This window comes from Aeromonas sp. 96A, assembly GCF_051919165.1.
Lineage (GTDB): Bacteria > Pseudomonadota > Gammaproteobacteria > Enterobacterales > Aeromonadaceae > Aeromonas > Aeromonas veronii.
Genome location: NZ_JBQBFE010000001.1, coordinates 274569 through 289591, shown reverse-complemented (window position 1 = coordinate 289591; position 15023 = coordinate 274569). Strand labels below are relative to the sequence as shown.

14 protein-coding genes, 1 tRNA gene and 1 pseudogene are annotated in these 15023 nt (G+C 58.2%); 6 read left to right on the top strand and 10 right to left on the bottom strand.

The features are described 5' to 3' along the window. Positions 1–6 precede the first annotated feature (6 nt). The 4 genes and pseudogenes from ACTG2W_RS01325 to fadR form a co-directional block, all read right to left on the bottom strand. Positions 7–375, bottom strand: a pseudogene (locus ACTG2W_RS01325) (AEC family transporter); the annotation flags it as partial. A 12-nt stretch (positions 376–387) separates the two neighbouring features. Further along, positions 388–945, bottom strand: coding sequence for a YaeQ family protein (locus ACTG2W_RS01320; protein ID WP_005336887.1), 558 nt, complete (start codon positions 943–945; stop codon positions 388–390). Between the two features lie 189 nt (positions 946–1134). Continuing rightward, a complete protein-coding gene (locus tag ACTG2W_RS01315) occupies positions 1135–1275 on the bottom strand; it encodes a TIGR02808 family protein (RefSeq protein WP_005345965.1) in 141 nt (46 codons plus the stop codon). 265 nt (positions 1276–1540) lie between these two features. Continuing rightward, positions 1541–2254 (bottom strand): fatty acid metabolism transcriptional regulator FadR, encoded by a 714-nt coding sequence (fadR, locus tag ACTG2W_RS01310; protein WP_026034983.1) that lies wholly within the window; start codon positions 2252–2254, stop codon positions 1541–1543. Positions 2255–2587: 333 nt separating this feature from the next. On the opposite strand from fadR, the gene nhaB reads away from it, so the two are divergent. Together nhaB and dsbB are read left to right on the top strand one after the other, a co-directional pair. Then, entirely contained in the window at positions 2588–4168 is a 1581-nt protein-coding gene (nhaB, locus tag ACTG2W_RS01305) for a Na(+)/H(+) antiporter NhaB (protein ID WP_064338053.1), read from the top strand. A 98-nt stretch (positions 4169–4266) separates the two neighbouring features. Continuing rightward, positions 4267–4788: a disulfide bond formation protein DsbB gene (dsbB, locus tag ACTG2W_RS01300; protein ID WP_005336895.1), complete on the top strand. Its 522-nt coding sequence runs from the start codon at positions 4267–4269 to the stop codon at positions 4786–4788. A gap of 76 nt (positions 4789–4864) precedes the next feature. Here dsbB and ACTG2W_RS01295 read toward each other — a convergent pair whose 3' ends face one another. The 3 genes from ACTG2W_RS01295 to uvrB form a co-directional block, all read right to left on the bottom strand. Beyond that, the gene (locus tag ACTG2W_RS01295) at positions 4865–5512 is read right to left on the bottom strand and encodes a DedA family protein (protein WP_040069761.1); all 648 of its coding nucleotides are present in this window, start codon (positions 5510–5512) and stop codon (positions 4865–4867) included. 179 nt (positions 5513–5691) lie between these two features. Then, on the bottom strand, positions 5692–5949 hold the full coding sequence (locus ACTG2W_RS01290) for a YkvA family protein (protein ID WP_440015981.1): 258 nt from the start codon (positions 5947–5949) through the stop codon (positions 5692–5694). Continuing rightward, positions 5946–7958, bottom strand: a complete 2013-nt coding sequence (uvrB, locus tag ACTG2W_RS01285) for an excinuclease ABC subunit UvrB (protein ID WP_440015980.1) — start codon at positions 7956–7958, stop codon at positions 5946–5948. The genes ACTG2W_RS01290 and uvrB overlap by 4 nt, the downstream gene beginning before the upstream one ends. Before the next feature lie 133 nt (positions 7959–8091). Between uvrB and ACTG2W_RS01280 the strand changes: the two genes are divergently transcribed. Beyond that, positions 8092–8167 (top strand) — tRNA-Asn (locus ACTG2W_RS01280). Between the two features lie 471 nt (positions 8168–8638). Here ACTG2W_RS01280 and ACTG2W_RS01275 read toward each other — a convergent pair. Further along, positions 8639–8803: a hypothetical protein gene (locus ACTG2W_RS01275; RefSeq protein WP_160175218.1), complete on the bottom strand. Its 165-nt coding sequence runs from the start codon at positions 8801–8803 to the stop codon at positions 8639–8641. Between the two features lie 137 nt (positions 8804–8940). Between ACTG2W_RS01275 and ACTG2W_RS01270 the strand changes: the two genes are divergently transcribed. Both ACTG2W_RS01270 and ACTG2W_RS01265 read left to right on the top strand, forming a co-directional pair. Next, the gene (locus ACTG2W_RS01270; protein ID WP_005336899.1) at positions 8941–10626 is read left to right on the top strand and encodes an aspartate:alanine antiporter; all 1686 of its coding nucleotides are present in this window, start codon (positions 8941–8943) and stop codon (positions 10624–10626) included. A gap of 93 nt (positions 10627–10719) precedes the next feature. Next, positions 10720–10866 (top strand): hypothetical protein, encoded by a 147-nt coding sequence (locus tag ACTG2W_RS01265; protein WP_439845316.1) that lies wholly within the window; start codon positions 10720–10722, stop codon positions 10864–10866. A gap of 59 nt (positions 10867–10925) precedes the next feature. Here the strand turns inward: ACTG2W_RS01265 and fabB are convergent, their stop codons facing one another. Continuing rightward, complete coding sequence (gene fabB, locus ACTG2W_RS01260) at positions 10926–12137, bottom strand: beta-ketoacyl-ACP synthase I (protein ID WP_100645761.1); 1212 nt, start codon at positions 12135–12137, stop codon at positions 10926–10928. A 90-nt stretch (positions 12138–12227) separates the two neighbouring features. Here fabB and mnmC point away from each other — a divergent pair, with 90 nt between their 5' ends. After that, entirely contained in the window at positions 12228–14246 is a 2019-nt protein-coding gene (gene mnmC / locus ACTG2W_RS01255; RefSeq protein WP_181281625.1) for a bifunctional tRNA (5-methylaminomethyl-2-thiouridine)(34)-methyltransferase MnmD/FAD-dependent 5-carboxymethylaminomethyl-2-thiouridine(34) oxidoreductase MnmC, read from the top strand. Positions 14247–14341: 95 nt separating this feature from the next. Here mnmC and ACTG2W_RS01250 read toward each other — a convergent pair whose 3' ends face one another. After that, complete coding sequence (locus ACTG2W_RS01250) at positions 14342–14938, bottom strand: DUF922 domain-containing protein (RefSeq protein WP_064335946.1); 597 nt, start codon at positions 14936–14938, stop codon at positions 14342–14344. Positions 14939–15023: the final 85 nt, after the last annotated feature.

The following is a 15023-nucleotide window of genomic DNA, read 5'->3' as shown; positions in this document are numbered from 1 at the left end:
GGGTTACATCACGATGGCCCCCAGTTGCTGCTCACCAAATGCCAGCACCATCAAGGGGATACCGAGATTGCCGGTATTTCGGAACATGGCGGGCAAGATCAGCGCTGCCCGCTCAATCCCTTTGAGTTTGAGCAGCGCGAGCAGCAGACCGGGTAACAGAATAACCAGCGCCCCCGCCGCAATCAGCGGCATATGCTCCGCCAGCGCCAGCGGATACTTGACCAGCGCGGAGAAGACCAGCGCCGGGGTAAACAGCTCGATATTGGCCCGATTGACGTAACCGAGCGCGGCCCCCGGTCGCAATCGCCCATAGAGGGCGCCGAGCCCGACCACACCAAACACCGGGATGACGATATTGAGCAAGGCGCTGAACATGGGCGGCGTCCGTTACAGTTCGCGGGCCGGCTTGCCCATCAGCACCACCGGATCCAGCGTCACTTCCAGTGCGCCGTTACTGACCCAGAGCTGACCATCGGAGATAGTGCAGGTGAGCTGCATGGTGCGCTCGACCATGGCGGTGAGCGGCAGAGTCTGGCTGTCGGAGAGTTCGATGATGCTGAGGTTGTCATGCTGGCTCAGCTTGCCCTGGTTCTGCTTCCACCAAACGCTGGTGCCACGACCGCCGTAGAGATAGAGCACCACCTGACGGGCGCGGTTGCAGGCTTTTTTGAGCCGTTTTTCATCGGGCTGGCCCAGCTCGATCCAGAGCTCTATTTCGTCCGAGTAGTTCTTACACCAGAGCTCGGGTTCATCATCGGCGCTCAATCCCTTGGTGAATTCCAGTCGCTCGGCGGCGTGCCAGGCAAAGGCCGCCAGCCGGATCATCATCCGCTCATCGGTTTCGGAGGGGTGGCGCGCCAGCGTGAGGGAGAAGTCCTGATACAGATTGCGATCCATATCAGACAAACTGATCTGGGCCTTGAATACGGTTGCCTTGAGAGCCATAGAAAACCTTGAACACCTGGATTAGAGAAGGGTGAGTGGGAAATACGGGCGCCAGTGTAATCAAAATCGGCGGCAGGTTCGACCATCCTGACCAAAGATTTCCCCTTCCCTGCCGGGATAAGTGCTTTAAAAGACACAAAAAACAAATGCCAGTCCGGAGACTGGCATTTGGCGGCATGGAGAAGCGACTCACTTCTCGGCGGACTGTACCCCGAACGCGTTCAGCAGCATGCAACAGGTCACTGCCACCGCCACGAATCCGCTCAGAAAGATAAAGGGCATGGCCCCATATCCTAGTACTGTCCAGATGGTGTGTTCAAGAAGACTCATTGTTGTGTCCTTCATCCGGTGAAAGGTGTGTTCCTTCTGGCGGATATTGGCTCCGCTCTTGATGCCTCCATTTGACCTCAATCAGCGGTTGGGTCCTATGCCACCAAAGTGATAAATGCAGGGTTCATTTGCGCTGGATCAAGCTTTTTGGCCAAATATCCATGCAGTTCAAGCAATTACCACCGCCAATCAAGGATAGACACAAACACGACAGAATAAAAAAACGCGCCGGATGGCGCGTTTCTTGGACAGCACAGGCAAGGGATCAGTTGTCGCACAGATCGCTTGGCATGTCCTGACGCAGGCGGGTCCACAGCTTGCCGGACTCGATACCATACTGACGCACCGTCATGAACACGGCTTCGTGGTTCTTGGTCTCCGCCAGATTGAGCAGGGTCTTGTAGTAGGCATCTGCGGTCTCGCGGGCCTGCTTGTCGGAGAAGTAGTAGCTGCCAACCCGGCTGTACAACCCTTTGAAACCGTTCAGGATCAGGGCGTAGATCGGATTGCCGGAAGCAAACGCCAGCTGGTGGTGCAGGCGATAATCGAACTCGGCATAAGCCTGTGCGTTGTTCTCGACCCCATCGGCGCCACGCAGGATCTCGGCGGCCTGCTCCGGATTGTGACGGATCGCCCCGCGGATAAAGATGGTGCAGATGTGGGTACGGGCGGAGAGCAGCTGAGCTATCAGATCAGGTACCTTGTCCTGATCCAGACGAGCCAATGTCTCCAGAATATTGAGGCCGGAGGTTTCCCAGAAATTGTTCACCTTGGTCGGCTTGCCATGCTGTATGGTCAACCAGCCATCACGGGCCAGTCGCTGCAGCACTTCCCGCAAGGTCGTCCGCGTCACCCCGATCAACTCGGATAATTCACGCTCGGCGGGCAGAATAGATCCGGGAGGAAAGCGATTGTTCCAGATGGACTCGATGATGTATTCCTCGGCAAACCCAGCTGGGCTCTGCGCTTTTATAACCATGAATTGACTCTGTTGTAATGCGTAAAAAGGCTGACGAATGATATCAAAGCGATGATGGCTGGCAAGCATAAGGTCAGTCCTCTGCTCACATATGGCAAATATAGTGTTGGGAATATGTATCTAATCGCCGCAGGGGAGCCAGCCAACCCCGACAAGGTGGTTATAAAACAGACACATGGGCAGAGATCCATCGGCTATCATTTATAATCGTCACGCTTTTTGATTAAAATCACGAGGAATCAGACAGATAAAGGCCAACATCCGGAGGCACAGGTCGAATCATCCTTGACTGCATAGAAGCAGATCCTAACAACAAAGTTGAGACCCATTATCATGCCAATAAGCCTAGGGCAGGCATTCGCCAAGAACTTCTTGGGCAATGCACCACAGTGGTATAAAAGCGCCATCTTGCTATTTCTGGTGATCAATCCGATTGCCTTCCACCTTGATCCTTTCATTGCGGGCTGGTTACTGGTCGTTGAGTTTATCTTCACCCTGGCCATGGCCCTCAAGTGCTACCCCCTGCAACCGGGTGGTCTGCTCGCGATCGAAGCCGTGTTGATCGGCATGACCTCCGCCGATCAGGTCAAACACGAGCTGGTCGCCAATATCGAAGTGCTGTTGTTGCTGGTGTTCATGGTGGCAGGCATCTATTTCATGAAGCAGCTGCTGCTCTATGTCTTCACCAAGCTGCTGATCGGCGTACGCTCCAAGATCCTGCTCTCCCTCTCCTTCTGTCTGGTCTCCGCCTTCCTGTCGGCTTTTCTCGATGCCCTGACCGTGATTGCCGTTGTGATCAGCGTCGCCACCGGCTTTTATGCCATTTATCACAAGGTCTCGTCCGGCAAGGAGTTTGGTCACAGCCATGACCATACCGATGATAAGGAAGTCGCCGAGCTCAATCGCCAGGATCTCGACGATTTTCGTGCCTTCCTGCGCAGCCTGATGATGCATGCCGCCATCGGTACCGCGTTGGGCGGTGTCTGCACCCTGGTGGGCGAGCCGCAAAACCTCATCATCGGCGAGCAAGCCAGCTGGAACTTCGCCGAATTTGCCATTCGTATGTCCCCCGTCACCGTCCCCGTCTTTATCTGCGGTCTGCTGACCTGCGTACTGGTAGAGCAGTTCCGCTGGTTTGGCTATGGTGCCCGCCTGCCGGACACGGTGCGCGCCATCATGGAGGAGTACAACCGCTACGAAGAGGCAAAACGCAGCCCGCAAGACAAGGCCAAGCTGATCGTTCAGGCATTGATTGCGGTCTGGCTGATCGTCGGTCTGGCCATGCACCTGGCTGCCGTTGGTCTGATTGGCCTCTCGGTCATCGTGCTGGCCACCTCCCTGACCGGGATCACCGAGGAGCACTCGCTGGGTAAAGCCTTCCAGGAGGCACTCCCCTTCACCGCCCTGCTGGCGGTCTTCTTCAGCGTGGTCGCCGTCATCATCGATCAGCAGCTGTTCAAGCCGGTGATCCAGCTGGTACTGGCAGCTAAACCGGAGAATCAGCTGGCCCTCTTCTATCTGGCCAACGGGGTGCTCTCTATGGTCAGTGACAACGTCTTTGTCGGCACCGTCTACATCAATGAGGTGAAGACGGCCATGCTCAATGGTGCCATCGACCGCGCCCAGTTCGATCTGCTGGCGGTAGCCATCAACACAGGTACCAACCTGCCGTCGGTCGCCACCCCCAATGGTCAGGCCGCCTTCCTGTTTATGCTCACGTCGGCATTGGCGCCGCTGCTGCGTCTCTCCTATGGCCGCATGGTCTGGATGGCGCTGCCCTACACCCTGGTGCTAGGGCTGATCGGCTTTTTCTCTGTCGAATTGCTGCTTGGTCCTGCCACCGAGTGGTTCTATCAGCATGGATGGCTGGTAATGGAGAGTGCGCTGCCAGCGGTACAGCCGGCACTGCATTAATCCGTTGCGACGGTTTCCGAGGGCCCTTTCAGGGCCCTTTTCTTTTCTGCCCCGCTCTGCTCTAATTCAGCCACTGTTTTTTCTGAGAGATCAATGAGATGATCGAGTTTCTCCGCCGTATCGCCGCCCATCGGCTGGCCTGGGGCTTGTTGGCAGCATCAGCCCTGTTCCTCGAGTTGTGTGCCCTCTTCTTCCAGCATGTGCTGGGCCTCTCCCCGTGCGTGATGTGTGTTTACGAACGGTTGGCGACCCTGGGTGTGCTGGCCGCTGGTCTGCTCGGCATGGTGGCGCCGGATAAGTGGTATGTTCGCTGGAGTGCCATGTTGCTGTGGGGCTATAGTGCCTTCCGTGGCTTCCAGCTGGCCCTCAAGCATGTGGACTATCAGGTTAACCCCTCCCCGTTCAACGTCTGCAGCCCGTTTGCCGACTTCCCGAGCTGGGCACCGCTCGATCAGTGGCTCCCATGGCTCTTTATGCCAGAAGGGGATTGTGCCCAGATCACCTGGCAGTTCTTCGGTTACTCCATGCCCCAGTGGCTGGTCGTCATCTTCGCCGCTTACCTGTTGGTCTTCACCGTGGTGGCCATCGGCAATCTGGTGAAAGGGCGCTGCTGCAACTGAGAGTCATACCCGCGTGAAGATAAAAAGGGGGAGCCATTATGGCCCCCCTTTCTCGTTCTGGCTGACCGTATTCTGGTTACGCCCTGGCTGTACTCATCTTGGCCTTGACCGCACCAATCACCATGGGCAACAGGGAGATACCGATGATGCCGAAGATCAGCAGGGTAAAGTTGTGACGCACCACCGGCAGATTGCCAAAGAAGTGGCCGGCATAGACGAAGGAGAGTACCCACAGCAGGCCGCCAACCAGGTTGAACGCCAGGAAGCGCGGATAGGTCATGGCCCCCATCCCTGCCACGAACGGCGCAAAGGTACGCACGATGGGCAGGAAGCGGGTGATGATGATGGTCTTGCCGCCATGCTTGGCGTAGAAAGCATGGGTCTTCTCCAGATAGTCGCGGCGGAAGATTTTGGAGTCCGGGTTGCGGAACAGCTGCTCGCCGAAGAAGTGACCAATGGTGTAGTTGACCACGTTGCCCAGCACGGCAGCGATGATCAGCACGGCCGCCAGGGTATGGACGTCCAGCACGCTGCCCACGGTAAGCGCACCGGCGGCAAACAGCAGGGAGTCACCCGGCAGGAACGGCGTCACTACCAAGCCGGTTTCACAGAAGATGATCAGAAACAGGATGGCGTAAACCCAAACGCCATAGTTCTCGAACAGCTCTTTCAAATGCACATCTACGTGCAGAATAAAGTCGATTGCAAAGAGGATCAGATCCATTTTTTCCATACCCATAAAGTGAACGGCGTGGAGTCTACGCCAATGCCATTCGGGCGACAATCACCGGGGCAGCCTCTTTTTCATCCTGCAGTATCCACCTTCAAATGAAACCGTTTTTCTGCTTCCTTCGAGGGTGGGAGCACAAAGAGAGATGCCGAGCATGGCGTTGAAAAGGTGAACTAGGAGGCCTGTTCCAGATCGCTGCGCACTTCGGGGGGCAAACAACGCTCCCAGCCCCATAGCAACACCAGCAGCAGGGTCACATCATCGAACCATCCCAGCAAGGGCACCACGTCAGGGATAAGATCCACCGGGCTGATGCCATAGAGCAGGATAAGGATCACCAGTCCCCTCGCCCACCAGGGGGTACCGGGATGGCGAAAGCCCTGATAGAGACGACGAAGTCGTTGCCAAATCAGCCAGCGTTTGCTGCTCATGATTCGATCAACTCGCTGCGCAGCCGCTGGATCTGATCCCGCAGTGCCGCCGCCTGTTCGAACTCCAGATCCCGGGCATGTTGGAACATCTGTTCCTCCATCCGCTTGATCTCTTTGGCAATCTCGCCGGCAGAGCGGGCATGGTACTCCCCTTGCGGCTCGGCTGCCTTGCGCATCCCCTTGCCTGGTTTGCCTGCCGTGCGGCTGCCCCCCATGTCCATCACATCGCCAATGGATTTGTTGAGCCCTTTGGGGGTGATCCCATGCTTGAGGTTATGGGCATGCTGCACAGCGCGGCGCCGCTCGGTCTCCTCAATGGCTACCTTCATCGAGTTGGTGATGGTATCGCCATAGAGAATGACCTTGCCGTTGAGGTTACGCGCCGCCCGGCCGATGGTCTGGATCAGCGAGCGGGTCGAGCGCAGGAAGCCCTCTTTATCCGCATCCAGAATCGCCACCAGCGACACCTCCGGCATGTCGAGGCCTTCCCGCAGCAGGTTGATACCCACCAGCACATCGAACTTGCCAAGGCGCAGATCGCGGATGATCTCCACCCGCTCGACCGTGTCGATATCAGAGTGGAGGTAGCGCACCTTGACGTCGTGCTCCGCCAGATACTCGGTCAAGTCTTCCGCCATCCGCTTGGTCAGGGTAGTAACCAGCACCCGTTCCTCGACGGCGACCCGCTTGCGGATCTCGGAGAGCAGATCGTCCACCTGAGTAGTCACAGGACGCACCTCGATCTCCGGATCGAGCAGGCCGGTTGGGCGTACCACCTGCTGCACCACATCGCCGCCGGACTTCTCCAGCTCGTAGGGGCCCGGAGTCGCCGAAACAAACACCGTCTGCGGCATCAGCGCTTCAAATTCGTCGAACTTGAGTGGCCGGTTGTCCAGCGCCGAGGGGAGCCGGAAGCCGTACTCCACCAGGGTCTCCTTGCGGGAGCGGTCCCCTTTGAACATGGCGCCAATCTGCGGCACCGTGACGTGGGATTCATCGATGATGAGCAAACCATCCCCCGGCAGGTAGTCAAACAGGGTGGGCGGCGGCTCCCCCGGCGCACGGCCGGAGAGGTAGCGGCTGTAGTTCTCGATACCGGAGCAGTAACCCAGCTCCTGCATCATCTCCATGTCGAACTGGGTACGCTGGCTGATGCGCTGCTCTTCCACCAGCTTGTTGAGGGACAACAGCTGCTCGCGGCGACTGCGCAGCTCCTCCTTGATATGCTCGATAGCCCCCAGAATGGTCTCGCGCGGGGTGGCGTAGTGGGTCTTGGGGTAGATGGTATAGCGCACCACCGTCTGCTCGATGGCGCCGGTCAGCGGGTCGAACTGGGAGAGGCGCTCCACCTCTTCATCAAACAGCTCTACCCGCAGGGCCAGCTTGTCCGATTCGGCGGGGTAGATGTCGATCACTTCACCGCGCACCCGGAAGGTGCCGCGTTGAAACGCCATGTCGTTGCGGGTGTACTGCAGCTCGGCGAGGCGACGCAGGATATCCCGCTGGTTGATCACATCCCCCACTTTCAAGTGCAACATCATGCTCAGATAAGCCTGGGGATCCCCCAGACCATAGATGGCCGACACCGAAGCAACGATCACCACGTCGCGCCGCTCCAGCAGCGCCTTGGTGGCCGACAATCGCATCTGCTCGATGTGATCGTTGATCGAGGCATCCTTCTCTATAAAGGTGTCGGTGGTCGGCACATAGGCTTCGGGCTGGTAATAGTCGTAGTAGGAGACGAAATACTCCACCGCGTTGTCGGGGAAGAACTCCTTCATCTCACCATAGAGCTGGGCGGCCAGGGTCTTGTTGGGAGCCAGGATCATGGTCGGGCGGTTCAGGGTGGCGATGACGTTGGCCATGGTGAAGGTCTTGCCCGAACCGGTCACCCCGAGCAGGGTCTGGTGGGCCAGCCCCGACTCGATGCCATCCAGCAGTTGGGCAATCGCCGTGGGCTGATCCCCGGCGGGTTGAAACTGGCTGGCTAACTTGAACAATTTGCTCATGAACACTCCCGACACAAAACAGCAGAGGAGCAGTGTAACCGAGGGTTTGGCAGCGGTACACCCGTGCCATCATCCCGCGAATGGCTTGACCACCTCGGACACCTTCTGTATCATGCTCCTCCTTGCCTGATGTTCCCCCGTAGTTCAGTCGGTAGAACGGCGGACTGTTAATCCGTATGTCACTGGTTCAAGTCCAGTCGGGGGAGCCAATTCCTCACCATCTCGGTGCAAGTTATCCACTTTAGTGCCCTCTCTTGCCAATTTTAATGCACAAGATCCTTCTTGCTGCTGACGCTCCCTTTTGTTACCCGTTCCTGCTCGACAGAGTTTTCTCCTGTCGCACCTAACTATTTGATTTTTATAAAAACATTTTTCTTCCGGTATTTTTTGAACAGCCCTTGCATCCCAGTGCTGGCGCGGCTTTCAGGGCGATGAACAAGTTTCATGAACAGGCTTATCCACAGATTCTGTGGGTAAGTGCAGCAAGCCCTGTCAGGACGTGGGATTGCCCTTGATGGCCCCCGGCAAAGAGTCATTTTGCTGGCCAACCTGATTTTATGCTGTTTTTTAGCCCCCTCAGGAACAGCGGGGTGACAGGCTCTATTGGCACTTTTCAGAGGCATCTTTTTGCCAACCCTTTTCCCGTGGGCGAACGGGTAAATATCAAGCTGATTTGCCCCTCAGCCAACCATGGTGGCCATCGGTTGAATCTGCTGAAACTGATCCCCGCCAAGCGGCCGGACAGCAGAATCTAAAAAATCGTCCTGCGCCAGAGCACTTCGGTAGCGGGCAGCAGATTTCACTAATTGACAACGGCGGTTACAGCAAAAATTGCCAGATTTCATCCGCTTGTCTCCCTATCACGCCGCCGGCTCCATAAATAGCGTCCGATAACGTCCGATTAATCGCACCCTTGCGCTTCTTTATTGGGGATAGATCCGGCACAATATCGACCCCACTTTTTTCCTCGGTTTTTCCGGGCATGACCATAGATTTCGTGACACTGCTACATCAAAGCGACTCCCTGCTGCTGTTCGTGGTATTGGCCTTCGGCCTGCTGCTGGGCAAGGTGCGAATTGGCAACTTTCAGATTGGCAACACCATAGGTGTGCTGTTTACCGCCCTGCTGTTCGGCCAGATGGGCTTCGAATTTGCGGCCACCACTGAAAACGTCGGCTTTATGCTGTTCATCTTCTGTGTGGGGATCGAGGCGGGCCCTCACTTCTTCAGCGTCTTCCTGCGCGACGGCATCCACTACATCACTCTCACCCTGGTGATCTTGCTGACCGCCCTGCTGCTGACAGTGGGGCTCGCCAAGTTCTTCAATCTGGGGCCGGGGATGGCGGCGGGGATCCTGGCAGGTTCCCTCACCTCGACCCCCGCACTGGTGGGTGCCCAGGATGCCCTGCGCAGCGGTCTGCTCAACCTGCCCCATCAGACCGATATGCAGGCGGTGCTCGACAATATGGGCATCGGCTACGCCCTGACCTATCTGGTGGGTCTGGTCGGCCTGATGCTGGTGGTGCGCTACCTCCCCTCGCTGGCTCGCCTCGACCTCAATACCGAGGCACAAAAAATCGCCCGTGAGCGGGGGCTCTCCGACAGCGAGAGTCGCAAGACCTATCTGCCCATCATCCGCGCCTATCGGGTCGGCCCCGAGCTGGCAGCCTGGATCGGTGGCCGTACCCTGCGGGAGACCGGCATCTATCCCCATACCGGCTGCTATGTAGAGCGAATCCGCCGCAACGGCATTCTGGCCAGTCCCGATGGCGATGCCGTCATTCAGGAAGGGGATGAGATCGCCCTGGTGGGCTATCCCGAGAGCCACGAGAAGCTGGACGTCAACTATCGCAACGGTAAAGAGGTGTTCGACCGCAATTTGCTTGACCTGCAGATCGTCACCGAAGAGATAGTGGTAAAGAATGACTCCGTGGTAGGCCGCCATCTGGTGGAGCTCAACCTCACCGAGAAAGGGTGCTTCCTCAACCGGGTAGTGCGCTCCCAGATCGAGATGCCGTTCGATCGCAACATCATGCTGCAAAAGGGCGACGTACTGCAGATCAGCGGCGAGAAGCAGCGGGTCAAACTGCTGGCCAACAAGATCGGCTTTATCAGCATCCACAGCCAGACCACAGATCTGGTGGCTTTCACCACCTTCTTCGTACTCGGTCTGCTGATCGGCTCCGTTTCGCTGGTGTTCGGTCAGATCGAATTCGGTCTCGGCAACGCCGTCGGCCTGCTGCTGGCGGGCATTCTGATGGGTTACCTGCGGGCCAACCACCCGACGGTCGGCTATGTGCCGCCCGGCGCGCTCAGATTGGCCAAGGATCTCGGTCTGGCGGTCTTTATGGTGAGCACGGGCCTGAAAGCCGGTGGCGGCATCCTCGACCACCTCAGCGAGGTGGGTACGGTAGTGCTCTTCTCCGGCATGCTGGTGACCACCTTGCCGGTGCTGGTCGGCTACCTGTTCGGGGTCTGGGTGCTCAAGATGAACCCGGCGCTGCTGCTCGGTGCCATCACAGGTGCCCGTACCTGTGCCCCGGCGATGGATGTGGTCAACGAGGCAGCCAACAGCTCCATTCCGGCGCTCGGATATGCCGGTACCTATGCGGTGGCCAACGTGATGCTGACCCTGGCGGGCTCCTTTATCATCGGCTTCTGGTTCTAGCCAGCAGCCATCACATTACCGCTAACAAAGAAGGGAGCCTCAGGCTCCCTTCTTGCTATCTGCCTTTCTCCCAAGTGCGGAGCAGGCTTATTGGTGTGGCGTCACATCCCCCCCACCATCCGCGATGAAATCTGCCACCAACCCACTCTTCCTATTCCACAATGGCTGATGCTCTGCCTGCTCTGCCTGCTCTGCCTGCTCTGCCTGCTCTGCCTGCTCTGCCTGCTCTGCAACGATTGATAGCTAATCCCGAAGACAAAAAAAGCGCCCTGAGGCGCTTTTTTCATATCAACCGGATATCAGCCTTTGAACTTGCTGAACACCAGAGAGGCGTTGGTACCGCCAAAGCCGAAGCTGTTGGACATGACGGTATTGAGTTCGGCCGCTTCGTACTCGCGCACGATGGGCAGACCTTCCGCTTTCTCGTCCAGGGTCTCGATGTTGATGCTGGGGGCGATAAAGCCGTGCTCCATCATCAACAGGGAGTAGACAGCCTCGTGCACTCCCGCAGCGCCCAGCGCATGACCGGTCATCGCCTTGGTGGCAGAGATCTTGGGACCGTTGGCGCCAAACAGAGTCTGGATAGCTTCCAGCTCTTTGGTATCACCCACCGGAGTGGAGGTGCCGTGGGTGTTGATGTAATCAACCTTGCCCACACCCTGCATCGCCATCTTCATGCAACGCACCGCGCCTTCACCGCTCGGGGCAACCATGTCGTAGCCATCAGAAGTAGCACCGTAACCGGTCAGCTCGGCATAGATGTGAGCGCCACGGGCCAGCGCATGTTCCAGCTCTTCGATCACCAGAATGCCGCCGCCACCGGAGATAACGAAACCGTCGCGGTTCGCATCATAGGTACGGGACGCTTTTTCCGGCGTGTCGTTGTACTTGGTGGAGAGGGCACCCATGGCGTCAAACTGGATGGTAGAGGACCAGTCCAGCTCTTCACCGCCACCGGCGAAGACCACATCCTGTTTGCCAAGCTGGATCAGCTCAAGCGCGTGACCGATGCAGTGAGCAGAGGTGGCGCAAGCTGAGCTGATGGAGTAGTTGACACCCTTGATCTGGAACGGGGTCGCGAGGCAGGCAGAGGTGGTGGAAGACATGGTACGCGGCACCATGTAAGGGCCCACACGCTTGACCCCTTTCTCGCGGGCGATGTCCACAGATTCCGAGGTGTTCTTGCCGGAGGCACCACCTGAACCGACCACCAGGCCGGTACGCTCGTTGGAGACCTGATCTTCCGCCAGACCGGCATCTTCAATGGCCTGCTGCATGGAGAGGTAGGCGTAGGCCGCAGCGTCGCCCATGAAACGCATGACTTTACGGTCGATCAGTTCAGACGGATCGAGTTTGATGTTACCCCAGACACGGCTGCGCAGGTTGTGCTGCTCGAACTGCTCGGAATAGGTGATGCCGGATTTACCTGCTTTCAGGGAGGCCAGCACTTCTTCCTTGTTGTTGCCGATACTGGAGATGACGCCGATACCGGTGATCACTGCTCTTCTCATTAATTCATCTCGTCTGGAAAAACTGGCGCCAAGTCTACCCGCTTTCGGCTGCCAAACTGGTCTGCTTTCACGTAGAATGCCCGCGATTTTGTGACGCGAGCCGAGGAAAACGTGAGTCAAACATCCTTACATCATGCCCGATTGGACTGGAATGAAGCGGGAACTCCTGTCTCCAGTGACTTCGGGGATGTGTACTTTTCCAATGATAACGGTCTAAGTGAAACCCGCTACGTCTTTTTGCAGCAAAACCGGCTACCTGCGCGATTTTCGCACCACGATAGTGACAGTTTCGTGATAGGTGAAACAGGTTTCGGCACAGGCCTTAACTTTCTGGCGACAATGCAAGCCTTCCTGGAACAGGCGCCTCAATCCGGCAACGGCTCCCGTCTGCACTTCATCAGTTTCGAGAAATACCCTCTGACCCGGGACGATCTGCGCAAGGCGCTGGCCGCCTGGCCTGAACTTGGCCACTTGAGTCAGGATCTTGTCGCCCAATGGCCGCTGCCGGTCTCCGGTTGCCACCGCCTGCATTTTGCGGGTGGCCGCATTCGCCTCGATCTCTGGTTTGGCGACATCAAGGATATGCTGCCGCAGGTGCCTCACCGGGCAAAGGGGCTGGTGGATGCCTGGTATCTGGATGGTTTCTCCCCGGCCAAGAACCCGGAGATGTGGACACAGGAGCTGTTTGATGGTCTCGCTCGCCTCGCCCGTCCCGATTGCTCCATCGCCACCTTTACCTGTGCCGGTTTTGTCCGTCGCGGCCTGATTGCCGCCGGTTTTGCCATGAAGAAGGTGAAGGGCCACGGTAGCAAGCGGGAGATGCTGGTGGGGGATCGCACCGACAAGCAGCCGCAGCAGACCATCGCCCCCTGGTATGCCCGTCCTGCCGGACGCGCTGGCGAAGTAGTGATCATCGGCGGCGGCATCGCCTCGGCCATGACGGCACTCTCTCTGGTGGAGCGGGGTCGCAAGGTGACGTTGCTGTGTGCAGATGGCGAACCGGCCATCGGCGCCTCGGGCAACCGCCAAGGAGCCCTCTATCCACTGCTTAACGGCGAGCACGATGCCCTGTCACGCTTCTATTCGCTCGCCTTTGGCTATGCCCGCCAACGGCTGCTGGCGTTGGCCGAGCGTCATCCCATCGCTTTTGCACTGTGCGGGGTAACCCAGCTCGGTTATGACGACAAATCGGCAGCCAAGCTAGCCAAGATGAGTCAGGGCCCCTTCCCGTCCGAACTGATGCAACCCCTATCGACAGCGGAAGTAGAACAAGTAGTCGGCCTGCCCTGCGGCCACAGCGGCGTCAGTTATCCGCTGGGAGGCTGGCTCTGTCCGGCCGATCTCACCCGAGCCGCCCTGAAAGAGGCGCAAGCCAGCGGCCTGCTGGAGGTCGTGTTCAACACCGAGGTGGTCGCTATTACTGAACTGGCCGATGGCTGGCAAGTAGAGAGCCAGGATGGCCGCCACTGGCAGGCCCCCAATCTGGTGGTCGCCGCCGGACACCAGTTGCCAGCACTGCTCCCCTTTGCCGAGCTGCCGCTCTATCCGGTGCGCGGTCAGGTGAGTCATGTGCCAACCTCAGCCAGCTTGAGTCAGCTCAACACGGTGCTCTGCTACGATGGCTACCTCACACCTATGCACAACGATCAACACTGCATCGGCGCCAGTTATGGCCGCAACCAGAGCAGCCTTGAGTTTCGAGCCGAGGAGCAAATCCAGAATCAGGTGCGGTTGCAAGCCTGCCTGCCGGAGCAAACCTGGCCCGCCGAAGTGGATGTGAGCGGCAACGAGGCGCGCGTAGGGGGGCGTTGTGCCAGTCGGGATCACCTACCGGTGGTGGGGCCAGTGCCCAGATTGCAAGGTCTGGCGGATCACTACGCGCAGCTGCAACATGATCAGCACAACGCCCAGCCACTCCCCCTTCACCCCGGCCTCTATGTGCTGGGGGCTCTCGGTTCTCGGGGTCTCTGCTCGGCGCCGCTCTGTGGCGAGCTGCTCGCCAGCGAGATCTGCGGCGATCCACTGCCGCTGGCCGCCGATCTGCTGGAAGCGCTCCACCCAGCCCGTTACTGGGTGCGCAAACTGCTCAAAGGCAAGGCGCTGGTCTGAACCGGACTCTGCAAGCAAATAGAATGGCCGCCCATCGGGCGGCCATTCTATTTATCAAATCGTGCGATGCTGGATATTGCGTCTTGAGATAGCGCTTACTTGGGCCAGTGCACCCCGAGTTGTTCGCCGTAACCTGTCTGACGCTGGAATCCGTCGAGCCGTCCCTTGATTTTGTTCAGCTCGCCACTGCCTGCTGCCCACGCGGCATAGCGCAGTGCCTGACAATCTGCATGTCCGGGTAGCCCAGCAATAGCGCCACCCACCTGATTGGCCCCCTGCAGCACCATCTCCTTGAAGCGGGATTCGTAGTCAAACATGCTGGAGAGCAGCCGCCCCCAGCGCTGGCGGGCAGGATCGTTACTGTTCGCGCTCTGACGCCAGCGGGGCAGCAACACAGTGGCGTTGGTGGTCACCGTCACCCGGTTGAGCTGGCAGCGCCCCGGCAACTGCTCGGTATCCAGCTGCCAGTCCACTTGATAACTCGCCTTGCCGAGTACGGGCTTGCCATTCACCTTGGGAGCACTCTGGGCAATCGCCCGGGCAAGCTGCTCCGGACTGGTTGCATTGACCTCATAAAAACGGACATTGATGCGGGACTCTGGCACCACTTGCGGCCGGCTCGGCTGAGCCTGACTCATCAGGGGCAACAGCAACAACCCGACCCCCACTACTCCATAAACCTTGCTGACCATGCCAGACTACCTTCCTTGATTGCACGGGCGGAGTACCAACCTTGGTGAAACCCACCGCCACACAGATGACGGGTATAGCCTATGT

Excerpts from the sequence above, each read along its gene's own strand:
- ACTG2W_RS01320 (WP_005336887.1), bottom strand. The coding sequence starts at position 945 with ATGGCTCTCAAGGCAACCGTATTCAAGGCCCAGATCAGTTTGTCTGAT.
- ACTG2W_RS01315 (WP_005345965.1), bottom strand. The coding sequence starts at position 1,275 with ATGAGTCTTCTTGAACACACCATCTGGACAGTACTAGGATATGGGGCC.
- fadR (WP_026034983.1), bottom strand. The coding sequence starts at position 2,254 with ATGGTTATAAAAGCGCAGAGCCCAGCTGGGTTTGCCGAGGAATACATC.
- nhaB (WP_064338053.1), top strand. The coding sequence starts at position 2,588 with ATGCCAATAAGCCTAGGGCAGGCATTCGCCAAGAACTTCTTGGGCAAT.
- dsbB (WP_005336895.1), top strand. The coding sequence starts at position 4,267 with ATGATCGAGTTTCTCCGCCGTATCGCCGCCCATCGGCTGGCCTGGGGC.
- ACTG2W_RS01295 (WP_040069761.1), bottom strand. The coding sequence starts at position 5,512 with ATGGATCTGATCCTCTTTGCAATCGACTTTATTCTGCACGTAGATGTG.
- ACTG2W_RS01290 (WP_440015981.1), bottom strand. The coding sequence starts at position 5,949 with ATGAGCAGCAAACGCTGGCTGATTTGGCAACGACTTCGTCGTCTCTAT.
- uvrB (WP_440015980.1), bottom strand. The coding sequence starts at position 7,958 with ATGAGCAAATTGTTCAAGTTAGCCAGCCAGTTTCAACCCGCCGGGGAT.
- ACTG2W_RS01275 (WP_160175218.1), bottom strand. The coding sequence starts at position 8,803 with ATGAAATCTGGCAATTTTTGCTGTAACCGCCGTTGTCAATTAGTGAAA.
- ACTG2W_RS01270 (WP_005336899.1), top strand. The coding sequence starts at position 8,941 with ATGACCATAGATTTCGTGACACTGCTACATCAAAGCGACTCCCTGCTG.
- fabB (WP_100645761.1), bottom strand. The coding sequence starts at position 12,137 with ATGAGAAGAGCAGTGATCACCGGTATCGGCGTCATCTCCAGTATCGGC.
- ACTG2W_RS01250 (WP_064335946.1), bottom strand. The coding sequence starts at position 14,938 with ATGGTCAGCAAGGTTTATGGAGTAGTGGGGGTCGGGTTGTTGCTGTTG.